18 protein-coding genes, 3 tRNA genes and 1 riboswitch are annotated in these 20,260 nt (G+C 60.3%); of the genes, 19 read left to right on the top strand and 2 right to left on the bottom strand.

The window, feature by feature from the left end:
* The first annotated feature begins 9 nt into the window (after positions 1 to 9).
* The 12 genes from AC1DU9_RS26740 (at position 10) to astE (ending at position 12,403) form a co-directional block, all read left to right on the top strand.
* Entirely contained in the window at positions 10 to 786 is a 777-nt protein-coding gene (locus tag AC1DU9_RS26740) for an ABC transporter substrate-binding protein (protein ID WP_457266312.1), read from the top strand.
* 91 nt (positions 787 to 877) lie between these two features.
* The gene (locus tag AC1DU9_RS26735) at positions 878 to 1,567 is read left to right on the top strand and encodes an ABC transporter permease (RefSeq protein ID WP_015096506.1); all 690 of its coding nucleotides are present in this window, start codon (positions 878 to 880) and stop codon (positions 1,565 to 1,567) included.
* Entirely contained in the window at positions 1,564 to 2,262 is a 699-nt protein-coding gene (locus AC1DU9_RS26730; RefSeq protein WP_223459303.1) for an ABC transporter permease, read from the top strand. The genes AC1DU9_RS26735 and AC1DU9_RS26730 overlap by 4 nt, the downstream gene beginning before the upstream one ends.
* Positions 2,263 to 2,299: 37 nt before the next feature.
* A complete protein-coding gene (locus AC1DU9_RS26725; RefSeq protein WP_046042317.1) occupies positions 2,300 to 3,064 on the top strand; it encodes an ABC transporter ATP-binding protein in 765 nt (254 codons plus the stop codon).
* 159 nt (positions 3,065 to 3,223) lie between these two features.
* The gene (argR, locus tag AC1DU9_RS26720) at positions 3,224 to 4,204 is read left to right on the top strand and encodes a transcriptional regulator ArgR (protein ID WP_223459301.1); all 981 of its coding nucleotides are present in this window, start codon (positions 3,224 to 3,226) and stop codon (positions 4,202 to 4,204) included.
* Positions 4,205 to 4,546: 342 nt separating this feature from the next.
* Positions 4,547 to 5,767: an aspartate aminotransferase family protein gene (locus AC1DU9_RS26715; RefSeq protein ID WP_223459299.1), complete on the top strand. Its 1,221-nt coding sequence runs from the start codon at positions 4,547 to 4,549 to the stop codon at positions 5,765 to 5,767.
* Positions 5,768 to 5,938: 171 nt separating this feature from the next.
* Positions 5,939 to 6,958: an arginine/ornithine succinyltransferase subunit alpha gene (gene aruF / locus AC1DU9_RS26710; protein ID WP_007971023.1), complete on the top strand. Its 1,020-nt coding sequence runs from the start codon at positions 5,939 to 5,941 to the stop codon at positions 6,956 to 6,958.
* Positions 6,959 to 7,028: 70 nt separating this feature from the next.
* The gene (astA, locus tag AC1DU9_RS26705; protein WP_108215210.1) at positions 7,029 to 8,054 is read left to right on the top strand and encodes an arginine N-succinyltransferase; all 1,026 of its coding nucleotides are present in this window, start codon (positions 7,029 to 7,031) and stop codon (positions 8,052 to 8,054) included.
* On the top strand, positions 8,051 to 9,520 hold the full coding sequence (gene astD, locus AC1DU9_RS26700) for a succinylglutamate-semialdehyde dehydrogenase (protein WP_457266325.1): 1,470 nt from the start codon (positions 8,051 to 8,053) through the stop codon (positions 9,518 to 9,520). Before astA ends, astD begins: the two co-directional genes overlap by 4 nt.
* A gap of 161 nt (positions 9,521 to 9,681) precedes the next feature.
* Positions 9,682 to 11,028, top strand: a complete 1,347-nt coding sequence (gene astB, locus AC1DU9_RS26695) for an N-succinylarginine dihydrolase (RefSeq protein ID WP_223459297.1) — start codon at positions 9,682 to 9,684, stop codon at positions 11,026 to 11,028.
* A 61-nt stretch (positions 11,029 to 11,089) separates the two neighbouring features.
* On the top strand, positions 11,090 to 11,380 hold the full coding sequence (locus AC1DU9_RS26690; protein ID WP_457266311.1) for a topoisomerase II: 291 nt from the start codon (positions 11,090 to 11,092) through the stop codon (positions 11,378 to 11,380).
* A 12-nt stretch (positions 11,381 to 11,392) separates the two neighbouring features.
* A complete protein-coding gene (gene astE, locus AC1DU9_RS26685; RefSeq protein ID WP_457266310.1) occupies positions 11,393 to 12,403 on the top strand; it encodes a succinylglutamate desuccinylase in 1,011 nt (336 codons plus the stop codon).
* Positions 12,404 to 12,523: 120 nt separating this feature from the next.
* On the opposite strand, the gene AC1DU9_RS26680 is transcribed toward astE, so the two are convergent.
* On the bottom strand, positions 12,524 to 13,033 hold the full coding sequence (locus AC1DU9_RS26680) for a 6,7-dimethyl-8-ribityllumazine synthase (protein WP_457266309.1): 510 nt from the start codon (positions 13,031 to 13,033) through the stop codon (positions 12,524 to 12,526).
* A gap of 103 nt (positions 13,034 to 13,136) precedes the next feature.
* A riboswitch (FMN riboswitch) is annotated at positions 13,137 to 13,307 on the bottom strand.
* A gap of 196 nt (positions 13,308 to 13,503) precedes the next feature.
* Between AC1DU9_RS26680 and ltaE the strand changes: the two genes are divergently transcribed.
* From ltaE to AC1DU9_RS26645, 7 genes are all read left to right on the top strand, one after another.
* The gene (ltaE, locus tag AC1DU9_RS26675; protein ID WP_223459291.1) at positions 13,504 to 14,508 is read left to right on the top strand and encodes a low-specificity L-threonine aldolase; all 1,005 of its coding nucleotides are present in this window, start codon (positions 13,504 to 13,506) and stop codon (positions 14,506 to 14,508) included.
* 146 nt (positions 14,509 to 14,654) lie between these two features.
* Positions 14,655 to 17,276 (top strand): alanine--tRNA ligase, encoded by a 2,622-nt coding sequence (alaS, locus tag AC1DU9_RS26670; protein ID WP_223459288.1) that lies wholly within the window; start codon positions 14,655 to 14,657, stop codon positions 17,274 to 17,276.
* A gap of 91 nt (positions 17,277 to 17,367) precedes the next feature.
* Positions 17,368 to 18,609, top strand: a complete 1,242-nt coding sequence (locus AC1DU9_RS26665) for an aspartate kinase (RefSeq protein WP_007971040.1) — start codon at positions 17,368 to 17,370, stop codon at positions 18,607 to 18,609.
* A gap of 188 nt (positions 18,610 to 18,797) precedes the next feature.
* A complete protein-coding gene (gene csrA, locus AC1DU9_RS26660; protein WP_002554426.1) occupies positions 18,798 to 18,986 on the top strand; it encodes a carbon storage regulator CsrA in 189 nt (62 codons plus the stop codon).
* A 62-nt stretch (positions 18,987 to 19,048) separates the two neighbouring features.
* A tRNA-Ser gene (locus AC1DU9_RS26655) sits at positions 19,049 to 19,139 on the top strand.
* Positions 19,140 to 19,246: 107 nt separating this feature from the next.
* Positions 19,247 to 19,323 (top strand) — tRNA-Arg (locus tag AC1DU9_RS26650).
* A gap of 72 nt (positions 19,324 to 19,395) precedes the next feature.
* A tRNA-Arg gene (locus AC1DU9_RS26645) sits at positions 19,396 to 19,472 on the top strand.
* Between the two features lie 19 nt (positions 19,473 to 19,491).
* Here AC1DU9_RS26645 and AC1DU9_RS26640 read toward each other — a convergent pair.
* Positions 19,492 to 20,010, bottom strand: a complete 519-nt coding sequence (locus tag AC1DU9_RS26640; RefSeq protein ID WP_223459286.1) for a cell envelope protein SmpA — start codon at positions 20,008 to 20,010, stop codon at positions 19,492 to 19,494.
* Positions 20,011 to 20,260 lie beyond the last annotated feature (250 nt).

The raw sequence follows: 20,260 nt of genomic DNA, 5'->3' as shown, positions 1-20,260 counted from the left end.
AGTCCCAAGATGAAGAAACTCGTGCTGCTTGGCGCCCTGGCACTGTCCGTGCTGTCCTTGCCAACCTTCGCCGATGAAAAACCTCTGAAAATCGGTATCGAAGCGGCTTACCCTCCATTCGCCTCGAAAGCGCCGGACGGCAGCATCGTTGGTTTCGACTACGACATCGGCAACGCGTTGTGCGAAGAGATGAAGGCCAAGTGCGTCTGGGTCGAGCAAGAGTTCGACGGCCTGATCCCGGCACTGAAAGTGCGCAAGATCGACGCGATCCTGTCGTCCATGTCGATCACTGAAGATCGCAAGAAGTCCGTGGACTTCACCAACAAGTACTACAACACCCCGGCTCGCCTGGTCATGAAGGCCGGTACTCAGGTCAGCGAAGGCCTGACCGAGCTCAAGGGCAAGAACATCGGCGTGCAGCGTGGTTCGATCCACGAGCGTTTCGCCCGCGAAGTCCTGGCTCCGCTGGGTGCCGAGATCAAGCCTTACGGTTCGCAGAACGAAATTTACCTCGACGTGGCCGCCGGCCGCCTCGACGGCACCGTGGCAGACGCGACCTTGCTGGATGACGGTTTCCTGAAAACCGACGCCGGTAAAGGTTTCGCGTTCGTCGGCCCTGCGTTCACCGACGTCAAGTACTTCGGCGACGGCGTAGGCATCGCGGTGCGCAAGGGCGACAAGGCTGAGCTGGACAAGCTCAACGCCGCCATCTTGGCCATTCGCGAGAATGGCAAATACAAGCAAATCCAGGACAAGTACTTCGCCTTCGATATCTACGGCAAGTAACACGTCCCGGCGACAAGTCTGAAATGGCGCAAGCAACAGGATCTCTGAGGTTTGCGCCATTTTTTCATCCCAACTTTCGAGGACCTGAATCATGTTGAAAGGCTACGGGGCTGTCATCCTCGATGGCGCTTGGCTGACGCTTCAGCTCGCCTTGTCGTCCATGGCCATGGCCATCGTTCTGGGCCTGATCGGCGTGGCACTGCGTCTGTCGCCGGTGCGCTGGCTGGCCTGGCTGGGCGACCTGTATTCCACGGTGATCCGTGGTATTCCCGACCTGGTGCTGATCCTGCTGATTTTCTACGGCGGCCAGGATCTGCTCAACCGCGTCGCACCGCTGCTCGGCTTTGACGAGTACATCGACCTGAACCCGTTGGCCGCCGGTATCGGCACCCTGGGCTTCATTTTCGGTGCGTACCTGTCGGAAACCTTCCGTGGTGCCTTCATGGCGATCCCCAAAGGTCAGGCCGAAGCTGGCATGGCCTACGGCATGAGCAGTTTCCAGGTGTTCTTCCGGGTGTTGGTGCCGCAGATGATTCGTCTGGCGATTCCGGGTTTCACCAACAACTGGCTGGTATTGACCAAGGCTACCGCGCTGATTTCGGTGGTGGGTCTGCAAGACATGATGTTCAAGGCCAAGCAGGCGGCGGATGCCACCCGCGAGCCTTTTACCTTCTTCCTCGCAGTGGCGGCGATGTACCTGGTGATCACCAGTGTGTCGTTGCTGGCATTGCGTCACCTTGAGAAGCGCTACTCGGTAGGCGTAAGGGCGGCTGATCTATGATCTTCGACTACAACGTCATTTGGCAGGCCTTGCCGCTGTACCTCGGCGGCCTGGTGACTACCCTCAAACTGCTCGCGCTGTCGCTGTTCTTCGGCCTGCTGTGCGCCTTGCCGCTGGGCTTGATGCGCGTCTCGAAGAACGCGACCGTCAACATGTCGGCCTGGCTCTACACCTATGTGATCCGCGGCACGCCGATGCTGGTGCAGCTGTTTTTGATCTACTACGGTCTGGCGCAGTTCGAAGCGGTGCGTGAAAGCTTCCTCTGGCCGTGGCTGTCCAGCGCAACGTTCTGTGCGTGCCTGGCGTTTGCGATCAACACCAGCGCCTACACCGCCGAAATCATCGCCGGCAGCCTGCGCGCCACGCCGAACGGCGAGATCGAAGCGGCCAAGGCCATGGGCATGTCGCGAGTCAAGATGTACAAGCGCATCCTGCTGCCGTCGGCCCTGCGCCGCGCGCTGCCGCAGTACAGCAACGAAGTGATCATGATGCTGCAGACCACCAGTCTGGCGTCCATCGTGACCCTGATCGACATCACCGGTGCCGCGCGCACGGTCAACGCCCAGTTCTACCTGCCGTTCGAGGCGTACATCACCGCCGGCGTGTTCTACCTGTGCCTGACCTTCATCCTGGTGAAGCTGTTCAAGATGGCCGAACGCCGCTGGCTGGGCTACCTGGCCCCGCGCAAGCATTGAATATCACTGACTGACTGTTTTTGTGAGAACCGACAGCATGTACAAACTTGAAGTCCAAGACCTGCATAAACGCTATGGCAGTCACGAAGTGCTCAAGGGCGTGTCCCTGAAAGCGGCAGCCGGCGATGTGATCAGCATCATCGGTTCCAGTGGCTCCGGCAAAAGTACGTTCCTGCGCTGCATCAACCTGCTGGAGCAGCCGCACGCGGGCAAGATCCTGCTCAACAACGAAGAGCTCAAGCTGGTGGCGAATAAGGACGGCGCGCTGAAGGCGGCCGACCCGAAACAGCTGCAACGCATGCGTTCGCGCCTGTCGATGGTGTTCCAGCATTTCAACCTGTGGTCGCACATGACCGCGCTGGAAAACATCATGGAGGCGCCGGTGCATGTACTTGGCATGTCCAAGGCCGAAGCACGCGAGAAAGCCGAGCACTACCTGAACAAGGTGGGCGTGGCTCATCGCAAGGATGCTTACCCAGGCCACATGTCCGGCGGCGAGCAACAGCGCGTGGCGATTGCCCGGGCGCTGGCGATGGAACCCGAGGTGATGCTGTTCGACGAACCGACCTCGGCCCTCGACCCGGAGCTGGTTGGCGACGTGTTGAAAGTCATGCAGGCCCTGGCTCAGGAAGGCCGGACCATGGTCGTGGTGACCCACGAAATGGGCTTTGCCCGTGAAGTGTCGAACCAGTTGGTGTTCCTGCACAAAGGTGTGGTCGAAGAAAGTGGCAACCCGCGCGAAGTGCTGGTGAACCCGCAATCGGAGCGTTTGCAGCAATTCCTGTCCGGCAGCTTGAAATAATCAGGACTGCCGTTGTGCACAGGGATAGTGCATGCTTCGCAGCCTGGAGGCTGGCCCCGATCCCCTGTGGGAGCTGTGCTGGTTTTGAGATTTGCGTTCATTTACGGGCTAGCATTGGCCCATGCCTTCATCACTGTTCTGCGCTTCGGATTGCCCACCATGACTGCCCATCGAATTGGTTTCCTGATTTGGCCCAGCACTAAAGCACTGACGCTTACGCTGGCTGAGGAGGCCTTGCGTGTTGCCCAGCGTGTGCATCCGGACGTGGTTTACGAGCTGTCATTCCTGCAGGCCGAACCGCCGACCGAAGGCGAATGGCAGTTGCCGGGTGAAGCGTGGACCGGCAAGCTCGAAAATTTCCAGAAGCTGTTCCTGCTCGCTGACGAGCCGCCGACCGCACTGGCGCCAGCGCTCAGCAGTGCGCTTAAACAGCTGGTGCGTGCCGGCTGTGTAATCGGCGGTCTTTCAGCCGGTGTTTATCCATTGGCGCAATTGGGCTTGCTCGACGGTTATCGCGCGGCCGTGCATTGGCGCTGGCAGGACGATTTCGCCGAGCGCTTTCCGAAAGTCATCGCCACCAGTCACCTGTTCGACTGGGATCGCGATCGCCTGACGGCGTGCGGCGGCCTGTCGGTGCTCGATTTGTTGCTGGCAGTGTTGGCCCGCGACCATGGTGCGGAACTGGCCGGTGCGGTCTCCGAGGAACTGGTAGTCGAGCGCATCCGCGAGGGCGGCGAACGCCAGCGCATTCCGCTGCAGAACCGCCTCGGTTCCAGCCATCCGAAGCTCACACAAGCCGTGTTGCTCATGGAAGCCAACATCGAAGAGCCGCTGACCACCGACGAAATCGCCCAGCACGTGTGCGTGTCCCGTCGGCAGCTGGAGCGCATCTTCAAGCAATACCTCAACCGTGTGCCGAGCCAGTACTACCTGGAACTGCGCCTGAACAAGGCCCGGCAGATGTTGATGCAAACCAGCAAGTCGATCATCCAGATCGGCCTGTCCTGTGGCTTCTCCTCGGGGCCGCACTTCTCCAGCGCCTATCGCAATTTCTTCGGCGCCACGCCGCGGGAAGATCGCAATCAGCGGCGTAGCAGTAGCCCGTTCGAATTGTCGTCGGTGCCGGCCGAACGTAGCTAGTTGGCTGTAGGAGCGAGCCTGCTCGCGATGGATTCAAGAGCGCCGCGTTTAACCAGTAAACACGCGTTATCGTTAACGACCATCGCGAGCAAGCTCGCTCCTACAGGGGAAGGTGGGCGAGCGGTAGATTTTTATCAGCACCGGCTAACTGCCTATAAACCGCCGCGCCAGTTAAACTGCGCCTTTGCGACCCTATATGTCGCATTGCCGTAAACCCGGGAAAATCCGGGGTTTGCGCTATAAGAAGTTGTCGCTTGGCGGCAAGGCCGGGCTGAAAACTGTCCTTACAATCCCCTCATCGCTCGCCAGTTTCAGGCGAGTGTTCCTTTTCAGGAGACTCCGATGTCCGTTGAGCACGCTGCGGTACAACGCGCCGATTTCGACCAGGTAATGGTTCCCAACTACGCGCCTGCCGCATTCATTCCTGTGCGTGGCGCCGGTTCCCGCGTCTGGGACCAGTCCGGTCGCGAGCTGATCGACTTCGCCGGCGGGATTGCCGTAAACGTATTGGGCCACGCGCATCCAGCGCTGGTCGGCGCGTTGACCGAGCAGGCGAACAAGCTGTGGCACGTGTCCAACGTGTTCACCAATGAGCCGGCCCTGCGCCTGGCCCATAAGCTGATCGACGCCACGTTTGCCGACCGTGCCTTCTTCTGCAACTCCGGCGCCGAAGCCAACGAGGCCGCTTTCAAGTTGGCTCGTCGTGTCGGTCATGACCGATTCGGCAGCGAGAAGTACGAGATCATCGCCGCGCTCAACAGCTTCCACGGCCGTACTCTGTTCACCGTGAACGTTGGTGGCCAGTCGAAGTATTCCGATGGCTTCGGTCCAAAAATCACTGGTATCACCCACGTGCCGTACAACGATCTGGCCGCGCTGAAAGCCGCCATTTCCGACAAGACTTGCGCCGTGGTGCTGGAGCCGATCCAGGGCGAAAGCGGTGTGATCCCGGCTGAACTGGAATACCTGCAAGGTGCCCGCGAACTCTGCACCGCGCACAACGCGCTGCTGATTTTCGACGAAGTGCAAACCGGCATGGGCCGTACCGGCCATCTGTTCGCCTACCAGCATTACGGCGTGATCCCGGACATCCTGACCAGCGCCAAGAGCCTGGGCGGTGGTTTCCCGATCGCGGCGATGCTGACCACCGAAGACCTGGCCAAGCACCTGGTCGTCGGCACCCACGGCACCACTTACGGCGGCAACCCGCTGGCGTGTGCTGTCGCGGAAGCGGTGATCGATGTGATCAACACCCCGCAAGTACTGGCCGGCGTCAACGCCAAGCACGACAAGTTCAAGGCCCGCCTTGAGCAGATCGGCGAGAAATACGGGCTGTTCACCAAGGTCCGCGGCATGGGCCTGTTGATCGGCTGTGTGCTGAGCGATGCCTGGAAAGGCAAGGCCAAGGACATCTTCAACGCCGCTGAGCAAGAAGGCCTGATGGTTCTGCAAGCCGGCCCGGACGTGGTGCGTTTCGCCCCAAGCCTGGTGGTGGAAGATGCCGATATCGATGCCGGCCTGGACCGCTTCGAACGTGCCGCAGCAAAACTGACGCAAGCCTGATAGACCCTTCGACGCCTGACCTTTCAGGCGTCGAACCCAATTTTTGTTCCGGCCCTGCTTTTCTGGTGTGTCAGGCGACATCATTGTTGCTGATCCACCATCGCGAGCAGGCTCGCTCCTACAAGGGGCCGGCTATTTTCCTCAAAGAATTTTAGAAAAAGGAGTGACACCATGCTGGTGATGCGCCCCGCGCAAATGGCTGATCTGGGCGAGGTACAGCGTCTGGCTGCGGACAGCCCGATTGGTGTCACTTCCTTGCCGGATGACGTTGAACGCCTGAGCGACAAGATCGCGGCAAGCGAAGCCTCGTTCGCCGCCGAAGTGAGCTTCAACGGCGAGGAAAGCTATTTCTTCGTCCTCGAAGACTCTGCCACCGGCAAGCTGGTCGGTTGCTCGGCCATCGTGGCGTCGGCCGGTTACTCCGAACCGTTCTACAGCTTCCGCAACGAAACCTTCGTGCACGCTTCCCGCGAGCTGAAAATTCACAACAAGATCCACGTGCTCTCGCAGTGCCACGACCTGACCGGCAACAGCTTGCTGACCAGTTTCTACGTGCAGCGGGATCTGGTGGGCTCGCCTTGGTCAGAGCTCAATTCCCGTGGCCGTCTGCTGTTCGTCGCCAGCCACCCGGAGCGTTTTGCCGATTCCGTGGTGACCGAGATCGTCGGTTACAGCGATGAAAATGGCGACTCGCCATTCTGGGACGCCATCGGTCGCAACTTTTTCGACCTCAACTACGCTGAAGCCGAGCGTCTGTGCGGCCTGAAGAGCCGGACGTTCCTCGCCGAACTGATGCCGCATTACCCGATCTACGTGCCCCTGCTGCCGGACTCCGCGCAAGAAGCCATGGGCCAGGTGCACCCGCGGGCGCAGATCACCTTCGACATCCTGATGCGCGAAGGCTTCGAGACCGATCACTACATCGACATCTTCGACGGCGGCCCGACCCTGCATGCCCGTGTCTCGGGGATCCGTTCGATCGCCCAGAGCCGTGTGGTGCCGGTGAAGATCGGTGAGCCGGTCAAAGGTGTCGGTCGCCAGTATCTGGTTGCCAATGCCCAGTTGCAGGACTACCGCGCGGTCATGCTCGAGCTTGACTACGCGCCGGGTAAACCGGTGACCCTGGACCTGGAAGCGGCCGAAGCCCTGGGCGTCGGCGAGGGTGCCAGCGTGCGCCTGGTGGCGGTTTAACGTCGCAATTGATGCCTAGAAAGCAGCGAAGTTTCACGGGTGGCGCAAGCGGCCCGTTTGAGGAGATAGCATGATCGTTCGTCCCGTACGCAGCAGCGATTTACCCGCTCTGATCGACCTGGCCCGCAGCACCGGCACCGGCCTGACCACCTTGCCGGCCAACGAAGAGCGGCTGGCCCATCGGGTCGGCTGGGCCGAGAAGACCTTTCGCGGCGAAGCCGGGCGGGGTGATGCGGACTATCTGTTCGTGCTCGAAGATGATGACGGTCGCGTGGTGGGTATTTCCGCCATTGCCGGCGCCGTCGGCCTGCGTGAGCCCTGGTACAACTTCCGGGTCGGTCTGACAGTCAGCGCTTCGCAAGAGCTGAACATCTATCGTGAAATCCCGACGCTGTTCCTGGCCAACGACCTGACCGGCAACTCCGAGCTGTGCTCGCTGTTCCTGCACGCCGATTACCGCAGTGGCCTCAACGGTCGCATGCTGTCCAAGGCGCGGATGCTGTTCATCGCCGAGTTCCCGCAACTGTTCGGCAACAAGATCATCGCCGAAATGCGCGGTGTTTCCGACGAAGCCGGGCGTTCGCCGTTCTGGGAAAGCCTGGGCCGGCACTTCTTCAAGATGGAGTTCAGCCAGGCTGACTACCTGACCGGCGTCGGCAACAAGGCGTTCATCGCCGAACTGATGCCGAAATTCCCGCTGTACACCTGCTTCCTGTCGCCGGATGCGCGCAACGTCATCGGTCAGGTGCACCCGGACACCGAGCCGGCGCTGGCCATGCTCAAGAGCGAAGGCTTCAGCTACCAGGGCTACGTCGACATTTTCGACGCAGGTCCTGCGATCGAATGCGAAACCGGCAAGATCCGCGCCGTGCGCGACAGCCAGGCGCTGGTGCTGGCCGTTGGCACGCCAGGCGACGACGCCACGCCATTCATCATTCACAACCGCAAGCGCGAAGACTGCCGCATCACTGCCGCTCCGGCACGTCTGGCCGCCGGCACTCTGGTGGTCGATTCGAAGACCGCCAAACGTCTTCAACTCAACGCTGGCGATCAAGTGCGCGCCGTGGCGTTGTCCGCAGCTCGGGAGTCGAAATAATGAAGTCGCTTTACATCGCAGGTGAATGGCTGGCAGGTGAGGGCGAAGCCTTCGAGTCGCTGAACCCGGTGACCCAGCAGGTGCTGTGGTCCGGCGTCGGTGCCACCGCCGCTCAGGTCGAGTCGGCTGTGCACGCGGCGCGTCAGGCGTTCCCGGGCTGGGCGCGGCGTACCCTGGAAGAACGCATTTCGGTGCTGGAAGCCTTTGCTGCTGCCCTGAAGACCCACGCGGACGAACTGGCTCATACCATCGGCGAAGAAACCGGCAAACCCCTGTGGGAAGCGGCGACTGAAGTCACCAGCATGGTCAACAAGATTGCCATCTCGGTGCAGAGCTACCGCGAACGTACCGGCGAGAAGAGCGGTCCGTTGGGCGATGCCACCGCTGTGCTGCGCCATAAACCCCACGGTGTGGTGGCAGTGTTCGGTCCTTACAACTTCCCGGGTCACCTGCCGAACGGCCACATCGTGCCGGCACTGCTGGCCGGTAACAGCGTGCTGTTCAAGCCAAGCGAACTGACACCGAAAGTCGCCGAGTTGACGGTCAAGTGCTGGATCGAGGCCGGTCTGCCGGCCGGCGTATTGAATTTGCTGCAAGGCGCTCGCGAAACCGGTATCGCCCTGGCGGCGAACCCGGGCATCGACGGCCTGTTCTTCACCGGCTCCAGCCGCACCGGCAATCACCTGCACCAGCAATTCGCCGGTCGTCCGGACAAGATCCTGGCGCTGGAGATGGGCGGTAACAACCCGCTGGTGGTCGATCAGGTTGCGGACCTCGATGCCGCGGTGTACACGATCATTCAGTCGGCGTTCATCTCCGCCGGCCAGCGCTGCACCTGCGCCCGGCGCTTGCTGGTGCCACAAGGTGCCTGGGGCGACTCGCTGCTGGCGCGTCTGGTGGCGGTCAGCTCGACAATTGAAGTCGGTGCCTTCGATCAGCAACCGGCGCCGTTCATGGGCTCGGTGGTTTCCCTTGGTGCTGCGAAAGCGTTGATGGATGCGCAAGAACATCTGCTGGCCAACGGCGCCGTGGCGCTGCTGGAAATGACTCAGCCTCAGGCTCATTCGGCCTTGCTGACCCCGGGCATCCTGGATGTGACCACTGTCGCCGATCGTCCTGACGAAGAACTGTTCGGCCCGTTGCTGCAGGTGATCCGCTACGTTGATTTTGCAGCGGCGATCGCTGAAGCCAACGACACTGCCTACGGTCTGGCCGCCGGCCTGCTGTCGGATTCCGAAGCGCGTTACCAGCAATTCTGGCTGGAAAGCCGCGCCGGTATCGTCAACTGGAACAAACAGCTGACCGGTGCCGCGAGCAGCGCGCCGTTCGGCGGCGTCGGCGCCTCGGGCAACCACCGCGCCAGTGCCTACTACGCGGCGGATTACTGCGCGTATCCGGTGGCCTCGCTGGAAACGCCGAGCCTGGTATTGCCTGCCGCCCTGACGCCTGGCGTGAAGATGGCGTGATGCCCATCGCCAGCAGGCTGGCTCCCACAGGTTCGGTGGTGGATACACATTTGGTGTACGACACAAACCCTGTAGGAGCGAGCCTGCTCGCGATGGCCGCGCCTCGGTCTCAAATCTAGTTACTGAAGCCTATAACAACAGATTCTCGTGGAGCCTCGCCGATGAAATCCTATGAAGTCAATTTTGACGGTCTAGTGGGGCCGACCCACAACTACGGCGGCCTGTCCTACGGCAACGTCGCGTCCCAGAGCAACAGCCAGCAGTCTTCCAACCCCAAGGAAGCGGCGCTGCAAGGCCTGGCAAAAATGAAAGCGCTGATGGAAATGGGTTTCCAGCAAGGCGTACTGGCACCGCAAGAGCGCCCGGATGTGGCCGCACTGCGTCGCCTGGGCTTTGGCGGCACCGACGCTCAAGTGATCGAGCGCGCTGCCAAAGAGGCGATGCCGCTGCTGGTGGCCAGTTGCTCGGCCTCGAGCATGTGGGTGGCCAACGCCGCCACCGTCAGCCCGAGCGCCGACACGGCTGACGGTCGCGTGCATTTCACCGCGGCCAACCTCAATTGCAAATACCACCGCAGCATCGAACACCCGACTACCAGCCGCGTGCTGGGGGCGATGTTCGCTGACCAGAAACACTTCGCCCACCACGCCGCCTTGCCGGCCGTGGCGCAATTCGGTGACGAAGGCGCGGCCAACCACACGCGTTTCTGCCGTGAATACGGCGAAGCCGGTGTCGAGTTCTTCGTATTCGGCCGCAGCGCGTTCGACACCCGCTACCCGGCACCGCAGAAGTACCCGGCGCGCCAGACCCTCGAAGCATCCCAGGCCGTTGCCCGTTTGCACGGCTTGAGCGATGACGGCGTGGTCTACGCCCAGCAGAACCCGTCGGTGATTGATCAGGGTGTGTTCCACAACGACGTGATCGCAGTCGGCAACGGCGAAGTGCTGTTCTATCACGAGGACGCGTTCCTCGAGACCGAGAAGATGCTCGCTGAATTGCAGAGCAAACTCGCCAAAGTCGGTGGGAAATTTCAGTCTGTCTGTGTTCCGCGTTCCGCGGTCAGCGTGGAAGACGCGGTTCGTTCCTACCTGTTCAATAGCCAACTGCTGTCGCGTCCTGACGGCTCCATGCTGTTGATCGTTCCGGAAGAATGCCGTGGCAACGAGCGTGTCTGGCAATACTTGCAGGGTTTGACCAGCTCCGGCGGCCTGATCCGCGAAGTGAAAGTCTTCGATCTCAAGCAGAGCATGCAGAACGGCGGTGGCCCGGCTTGCCTGCGGTTGCGCGTCGCACTCAACGAAACCGAGCTGGCGGCCGTCAATCAAGGGGTTATCATGACGGCGCCGTTGTACGGCACACTGACCGAATGGGTCGAGAAGCACTACCGCGACCGCATGACCGAAAACGATCTGGCGGACCCGCAATTGCTGCTTGAGTGCCGGACGGCACTGGATGAACTGACGCAAATCCTTAAACTGGGCGCGGTTTATCCATTCCAGATCAATTGATCGACGGCGCGCCGCCCTGTATGGCAGCGCGCTGCTTCATCTCAAACGAGAGCGTAAAGACATGAGCGATACCCTGCAGCTGATCCTTGAAGACACCGACGGCACGCAACTGGAGACTACCTGCACCCGCGTCGCGGTCATGTGGCAAGGCAAAGAGCTGTGGATCCAGCAGGACGGCCGCGGCCAACTGTTGATCGGCGTGGACGTCGAAGAAGGCGACGCCGAATACGCCAACCTGCTGTTGCGCCCATTGGCGACTAATCTGGTAAGTCTGCAACTGGAGATGGAACCGGCTGAACTCGGCGACGACGAGGATCACGTTCACGGCCCGGATTGCAACCACGACCACTAAGGAAACCGCTCTATGCTCGCCCTCGGCAAACTGCTTGAACTGACCCTCGCCGGCCGTGAACCGGCGGAGAAGACTCAACTGACTGTCGAAGGCGTGCGCATGCGCTGGTTGAGCGAAGGTGCGCTGGAAGTCCGGCCACCTGAAGCGCGTGACAATGGCCTGGACCTGCTGCTGTCGGCGGGGATCCACGGCAATGAAACAGCGCCGATCGAGTTGCTCGATCGCCTGTTGCACGACATTGCCCGCGGCGACTTGAAGCCGCGCGCACGTATTCTGTTCCTGTTCGGCAACCCCGAGGCGATTCGCAAGGGCGAGCGTTTCGTCGAGCAGGACGTCAATCGGCTGTTCAATGGCCGTCATGAACAAAGCAGTGGCTGCGAAGCCTTGCGTGCTTGTGAGCTGGAGCGGTTGGCGGCGAGTTTCTTCTGTCTGCCTGATCGTCAGCGCCTGCATTACGACCTGCACACGGCCATTCGTGGCTCGAAAATCGAGCAGTTTGCCTTGTACCCATGGAAAGAAGACCGCCAGCATTCGCGTCAGGAACTGGCGCGCCTGCGCGCCGCCGGCATGGAAGCGGTTTTGCTGCAGAACAAGCCGTCCATCGTGTTCAGCTCCTACACCTACGACAAGCTCGGTGCCGAAGCTTTCACCCTGGAACTCGGCAAGGCGCGGCCATTCGGGCAGAACGCCGGGGTCAATGTCTCGCTGCTGGAGGCGCGCCTCAAGCAGATCATCGAAGGCACCGAGCCGGAATTGACTGACAAAGCACTGGACGGTTTGCAGCTGTACAGCGTGGCACGGGAAATCATCAAGCACAGCGACAGCTTCCGCCTGAACCTGCCGGCGGACATCGAGAATTTTTCGGAGCTGGAAGTGGGTTATCTGCTGGCGGAAGACATTGCCAACACCCGCTGGATCATCGAGGAGGAGGGCGCCCGGATCATCTTCCCGAACCCCAAGGTGAAGAACGGTTTGCGTGCCGGCATCCTGGTCGTGCCGACCACCGACGAAAACCTGGCCTGAATTCAGCGTAGAACCCATGTAGGAGCGAGCCTGCTCGCGATRGCGGTGTATCAGTCAGCATAAATGTCGACTGACAGTCCGCCATCGCGAGCAGGCTCGCTCCTACAGGTTTTGCGGTGATTATACGGCTAGCGCACGCGGCTCGGTGCGACGCAGCGAACGGATCTTCAGCAACGTATCCGCACAGGTCTTCGCCGCTTCCTGGCCTTTATGCAGGAAATGCTCGAAGAAGAACTTCTGGTGCTCTTCGCCGGCATGGAAGTGGTGCGGGGTCAGGGACACCGAGAACACCGGCACTTCGGTTTCCAGCTGAACCTGCATCAGGCCGCTGACCACCGACTGGGCGACGAACTCGTGACGGTAGATCCCGCCGTCCACCACCAGGGCTGCCGCGACGATGCCGGCATAACGACCGGTCTTGGCCAGCAACTTGGCGTGCAGGGGCATTTCAAAGGCACCGCCGACTTCGAAGAAATCGATGTCGGATTCCTGATAACCCTGGGCAATCATTTCGGCGACGAAGCCTTTGCGGCTCTGATCGACAATATCCTTGTGCCAGCAGGCCTGGATGAACGCAACGCGCTCGCCGTGGTGGTGTTTGCTTTTGCTGTCTATTGCGGTGGGTTGCATGTTCTGACTCCTGTTTGTGTGAAAAACAGGGCGTTATGAATCGAAGGGGATCTGAGGGTACGCACGCTCGCATGAATGCCGGCGGACGGCCCTTTGCAGTCAATCCCGTTCTCTCTTCATCCGGACTATGACCGTCGGCCCCGGGATCACACCGGGTCTGCTGACCTTGCTGCCAGGCACTGCCGAAGCCGTGCTGTCACCAAGCGCTCGCGGGCTATGCGCATTGCGCGCAATTACCGCCGGTGGGGAGTTGCACCCCGCCCTGAGAACGTTTTTGCCGCTGGAAAGTTTGGCGGCGCAGCGTTTTTAACACATATTTGCGGTATGCGCATGGCCCCTTTTGGATGATTGTTATCGACTTTTCCGTTGGTTTAATTGGCCTTTTCCTGCGCAAGGGTTGATTAATCGTCGCCATGCCCGCAGTAATTCTTTCCTGAAAGGGATTTCCCCTGCTTACCGAGGCCGGATTCATGAGCGTTATCGATCTTCGCAGCGACACCGTCACCCAACCTTCCACCGGCATGCTCGACGCGATGGCCAGTGCGGCCACCGGTGACGACGTGTATGGCGAAGATCCGACGGTCAATCGCCTGGAAGCTGAGCTGGCCCAACGCCTGGGCTTCGCCGCAGCGCTGTTCGTGCCAACCGGCACCATGAGCAATCTGCTGGGTTTGATGGCCCACTGCGAACGCGGTGACGAGTACATCGTCGGCCAGCAGGCTCACACCTATAAGTACGAAGGTGGCGGCGCGGCGGTGCTCGGTTCGATCCAGCCGCAACCGCTGGAAGTGCAGGCCGACGGTTCGCTGGACCTGGCCCACGTCGCCGCAGCGATCAAACCGGACGACTTCCACTTTGCGCGTACCCGCTTGCTGGCGCTGGAAAACACCATGCAGGGCAAGGTCCTGCCGCTGGAGTACCTGGCCCGGGCGCGCAGTTTTACCCGCGAAAACGGTTTGCAGCTGCATCTGGATGGGGCTCGCCTGTACAACGCTGCGGTCAAGCTGGGTGTCGATGCCCGGGAAATCACCCAGTATTTCGATTCCGTCTCGGTGTGCCTGTCCAAAGGGCTGGGCGCCCCGGTCGGTTCGGTGCTGTGCGGCTCGGCCGAGCTGATCGGCAAGGCCCGGCGCCTGCGCAAGATGGTCGGTGGCGGCATGCGTCAGGCCGGGATTCTGGCGGCGGCAGGCCTGTACGCGCTGGATCACAACGTTCAGCGCCTGGCCGATGACCACGCCAACGCGCAATACCTGGCCGAAGGCCTGCGGGCGGCGGGCTTCGAAGTCGAACCGGTGCAAACCAACATGGTTTACGTGCAGATGGGCGACAAGGCCGAGGCCATCAAGGCCTTTTGTGCCGAGCGCGGGATCAAGCTCAGTGCCGCCGCGCGTCTGCGCATGGTCACGCACATGGACGTCAGCCGTGGGCAAATCGAGCAAGTCGTCGCGACATTCGTCGACTTTTCTGGCAAGTGACGGCGTTAACCGTCTAAATGAGTGTTTGCAACGTACAAACACACTGTACCTAGTCACTAACGCCGATATAATGCGGCCCTTTGCCGTCGCTTCGTCTGTTGACGTTTCGAACAGGCCTTTGGCCGCAGCCTCCGTGGAAGAACCTAATGAAAAGCGCAGAAATCCGTGAAGCCTTCCTTCGCTTCTTCGAAGAGCAAGGCCACACCCGTGTAGCCTCCAGCTCTTTGATTCCGGGCAACGACCCAACCCTGCTGTTCACTAACGCGGGGATGAACCAGTTCAAGGACTGCTTCCTGGGCCAGGAAAAGCGCGCGTACACCCGCGCCGTCAGCAGCCAGAAATGCGTGCGCGCCGGCGGCAAGCACAACGACCTGGAAAACGTCGGTTATACCGCCCGTCACCACACCTTCTTCGAAATGCTGGGTAACTTCAGTTTCGGCGATTACTTCAAGCGTGATGCCATCACCTACGCCTGGAACTTCCTGACGTCCGACAAGTGGTTGAACCTGCCGAAGGAAAAGCTCTGGGTCACCGTCTACGCCAGCGATGACGAGGCGTACGACATCTGGACCAAGGAAATCGGGGTTCCAGCCGAGCGCATGGTGCGCATCGGCGATAACAAGGGCGCGCCATACGCCTCCGACAACTTCTGGACCATGGGCGATACCGGCCCGTGCGGTCCTTGCACCGAGATTTTCTACGATCACGGCGCCGACATCTGGGGCGGCCCACCGGGCTCGCCGGAAGAAGACGGCGACCGTTACATCGAGATCTGGAACAACGTGTTCATGCAGTTCAACCGCACCGCCGATGGCGTGTTGCACCCGCTGCCAGCGCCGTCGGTCGACACCGGCATGGGCCTGGAGCGGATCAGTGCCGTGCTGCAGCACGTTCACTCGAACTATGAAATCGACCTGTTCCAGAGCCTGCTGAGCGCTTCGGCCAAGGCCATCGGCTGCACCAACGACGCCCAGGCTTCGCTGAAAGTGGTGGCTGACCACATCCGTTCCTGCGGCTTCCTGATCGCCGACGGCGTGCTGCCGTCCAACGAAGGCCGTGGCTACGTGCTGCGCCGGATCATCCGTCGCGCCTGCCGTCACGGTAACAAACTGGGTGCCAAGGGCAGCTTCTTCTACCAGATCGTCGCGGCCCTGGTCGCCGAGATGGGCGAAGCTTTCCCGGAGCTGAAATCCCAGCAGGCGCACATTGAACGCGTGCTGAAGGCCGAAGAAGAGCAATTCGCCAAGACCCTGGAGCAGGGCCTGAAAATCCTCGAGCAGGATCTGGCTGAACTCAAGGGCGACGTGGTGCCCGGCGACGTAGTGTTCAAACTCTACGACACCTACGGTTTCCCGATGGACCTGACCGGCGACATCGCTCGCGAGCGCAGCCTGACCATCGACGAAGCAGGTTTCGAACGTGAGATGGAAGCCCAGCGCGTCCGTGCCCGTTCCGCCAGTTCCTTCGGCATGGACTACAACAGCCTGGTCAAGGTGGACGTGGCCACCGAGTTCACCGGTTACATCGCTCACAGCGGTTCCGCCAAAATCGTTGCGCTGTATAAAGATGGCCAGCCAGTCGACGTATTGAGCGAAGGCGATGAGGGCGTGATCGTTCTCGACAAGACGCCGTTCTATGCTGAGTCCGGTGGCCAGATCGGTGATTGCGGTTACCTGCAGGCGGGCAGTGCGCGTTTCGACGTGCGTGACACCACCAAGACCGGCGGTGCGTTCCTGCACCACGGTATCCTGGATTCGGGTAGCCTGATCGTCGGTGCGCCGGTCGAGACCCACGTTGACGCCGAGGTGCGTCACGCCACGTCGTTGAACCACTCGGCGACTCACCTGCTGCACGCTGCATTGCGCCAGGTGCTGGGCGATCACGTTCAACAGAAAGGCTCGTTGGTCGACAGTCAGCGCCTGCGTTTTGACTTCAGCCACTTCGAAGCCATCAAGCCTGAACAGTTGAAGGCGCTGGAAGACATCGTCAATGCCGAGATTCGCAAGAACTCTGCCGTTGAAACCGAAGAAACCGACATCGAAACCGCCAAGCAAAAAGGCGCCATGGCGCTGTTCGGCGAGAAGTACGGCGACAGTGTGCGCGTGCTGAGCATGGGCGATTTTTCCGTCGAGCTGTGCGGCGGTATCCACGCCAACCGTACCGGCGACATCGGCCTGCTGAAAATCATCAGCGAAGGCGGTGTGGCATCGGGTGTGCGTCGTATCGAAGCCGTCACCGGTGCGCAAGCGCTGGCCTACTTGAACGCGGCGGAAGAACAACTCAAGGAAGCGGCCAGCCTGGTCAAGGGCAGCCGCGACAACCTGATCGACAAGCTGTCGGCTGTGCTGGAGCGCAACCGTCTGCTGGAGAAGCAACTCGAGCAGTTGCAGGCCAAGGCTGCCAGTGCCGCGGGCGACGATCTGTCGGCCCAGGCGCTGGACGTCAAGGACGTGAAAGTGCTGGCCGTGCGTCTGGACGGTCAGGATGGCAAGGCGCTGCTGGCGCTGGTCGATCAACTGAAAAACAAACTCGGCCGCGCAGTGATCCTGCTCGGCAGTGTCCATGAGGAAAAGGTCGTTCTGGTTGCAGGCGTAACCAAAGACCTGACTGGCCAACTCAAAGCCGGTGATTTGATGAAGCAAGCCGCTGCGGCAGTGGGCGGGAAGGGCGGTGGTCGTCCAGACATGGCGCAAGGCGGCGGTACCGACGCTGGCGCACTGGATGCGGCACTGGCCCTGACCGTTCCGTTTGTAGAGCAGGGTCTATAAGGCAGTGCTTGCGGCCCGTAGTCTAGTGGTGGGCCGCAACGCTGTTTGAGTGATTATTTGGGCGCCCTTCATGGGCAGAGGCGGCTTTGAAATGGCTTTGATCGTACAGAAATTTGGAGGCACCTCGGTCGGCACCGTCGAGAGAATCGAGCAGGTCGCCGACAAGGTTAAGAAATTCCGCGATGCCGGCGATGACCTGGTGGTTGTGCTGTCTGCAATGAGCGGCGAAACCAACCGTCTGATCGATCTGGCCAAGCAAATCAGTGGCGACGGCCAACCGGTTCCGCGCGAGCTGGACGTGATCGTCTCCACCGGTGAGCAGGTGACGATTGCCCTGTTGGCCATGGCGCTGATCAAGCGTGGCGTGCCGGCGGTGTCGTACACCGGCAACCAGGTGCGGATCCTGACGGATAGCGCGCACAATAAAGCGCGTATCCTGCAGATTGATGACCAGAAGATTCGCGGTGACCTGAAGGCAGGTCGTGTGGTGGTTGTCGCCGGTTTCCAGGGCGTCGACGAGCACGGCAACATCACCACCCTCGGTCGTGGCGGTTCCGACACCACCGGCGTGGCGTTGGCGGCAGCCCTGAAGGCTGACGAATGCCAGATCTACACCGACGTCGACGGCGTCTACACCACCGACCCGCGTGTGGTGTCCGTGGCTCAGCGCCTGGACAAGATCACCTTCGAAGAGATGCTGGAAATGGCCAGCCTCGGTTCCAAGGTGTTGCAGATCCGCGCGGTCGAGTTCGCCGGCAAGTACAACGTTCCGCTGCGCGTACTGCACAGCTTCAAGGAGGGTCCGGGCACCCTCATTACTATTGATGAAGAGGAAACCATGGAACAGCCGATCATTTCCGGTATCGCTTTCAACCGCGATGAAGCCAAGCTGACCATCCGTGGCGTGCCAGACATCCCGGGCGTTGCCTTCAAGATTCTCGGCCCGATCAGTGCCGCGAACATCGAAGTCGACATGATCGTGCAGAACGTCGCGCACGATAACACCACCGACTTCACCTTCACCGTGCACCGCAACGACTACCAGGCAGCGCAAGCCGTGCTGGAAAAGACCGCTGGCGAGCTGGGTGCCCGTGAAGTCGTGGGCGACACCAAGATCGCCAAGGTGTCGATCGTCGGCGTTGGCATGCGTTCTCACGCAGGCGTGGCCAGCCGCATGTTCGAATCCCTGGCCAAGGAAAGCATCAACATCCAGATGATCTCGACTTCGGAAATCAAAGTCTCCGTAGTGATCGAAGAGAAGTACCTGGAACTGGCTGTGCGCGCTCTGCACACGGCTTTCGAACTGGACGCACCGGCCCGCCAGGGCGAGTGATGCGTTTGCCAAAAGGCGCGGTCTGACCGCGCCTTTTGTTTTTTTGAATGGCGTGACCCCCGAGGCTGTTCTTTTGCTCGCGCTAGTCAATACTCAGGCATGTAGGGCTGCGACCGCTCCGGTTGTGGGTCGAGTGCCTTTTTTTTGCAGACTGTTGTCCCTGAAATGTAATGCGTGAGGAGAAAGGTATGCTGATTCTGACTCGTCGGTGCGCAGAAAGCCTGATTATCGGTGATGGCGAAATCACCGTGACCGTGCTCGGCGTAAAAGGAAATCAAGTGCGCATCGGTGTTAATGCCCCCAAAGAGGTGGCGGTTCACCGGGAGGAAATTTACCTGCGTATCAAGAAAGAGAAGGACGAAGAACCAAGCCATTAATTTTTATCGTTTTTTATGTTTGCAAACGGGGAAGAAGCTGGTTAATATACGCCCCGTGTTGCGGAGAGCTGGCCGAGTGGCCGAAGGCGCTCCCCTGCTAAGGGAGTACACCTCAAAAGGGTGTCGGGGGTTCGAATCCCCCGTTCTCCGCCATTATTTGCGTAGTACGTTGTAATCTGGCTTCTTCGGTAAGTTGTTGAAATTACTAGAAAAAGTGCTTGACATAGAGATTAGACGGCCTATAATGCGCGGCAACAAATGCACTCGTAGCTCAGCTGGATAGAGTACTCGGCTACGAACCGAGCGGTCACAGGTTCGAATCCTGTCGAGTGCACCATTTAAGAGTTAGTTGCAGTAATGCAAGTAACTTGGCTTCAGCCAGTTGTGGTCTGGTCTAAAAACACAAAATGCACTCGTAGCTCAGCTGGATAGAGTACTCGGCTACGAACCGAGCGGTCACAGGTTCGAATCCTGTCGAGTGCACCATACAACAGAAAGCCCGCATTTAATGCGGGCTTTTTGCCGTCCGGGATTTGGCTTTTCCTTTCGTGCATCCTCTCTCGTCGAACTCCACGTTTGCGCTGCGACCCCTCCGGGTGTCGTAACGGTAGCTCGTGGCTGAATTGCGAATATTGATCTTGTCCGGCTTGCCGAGGGCGCTTTCGACGTCTTGCTGGCTCATGCCGGCAACCACTCGCCGATTGATGATCGCTTCGCGGCGCTCCCTGGCACTGATCAGGTTTCCACACTTGTCCTGCGCCTGACCGACTACGGTCGGCTCTTTCCTTTTGATTTTCATTCCTGGTGTTTCACGGGGTTCGGCTTGCGGCATAAGCATCATCGCGCTGCCGGGTGTAAAGGCGCGGACGTCCTGAAGTGAAACGCTTTCTCCCGTGGCACAGCTCAGCGTGGTGAAGGTAATGCGCCCATTGGCCGCCTCGCAGCGGTGAACGGTGGTGGCGAGCGCCTGGGGCAGGGGGCCGAGCAGGGTGAGCAGTAAAAAGAACTGTGCAATTGATGGCATCAGGCGTCCTCCATGACGTTCCTTTTCAAGGGGGCGTTCTCAATTAGTTTCCCCGCCGCGTTGTCGCCTTAAAGCTGGCCAGGCAAGGCGTAGGCCGCTGGGAATGGTTGTTCCCTTTCCAAGGCCTGCAACGCAGCCTGGCCAGCTTTAAGGCAYAACCCGAAGGGCCGGGCCTGCTGTTGTGCAGGGCTGTGTTGCTCGAAGCTGATTTGGAATGACCAAACTGCGCTTCTCGCGCCTTGCCCTGCAC

The sequence above is a fragment of the Pseudomonas sp. P4_C1 genome (assembly GCF_056402155.1).
Note: the sequence above shows the minus strand (reverse complement) of the source record. Positions and strands in the feature narration are given on the sequence as shown.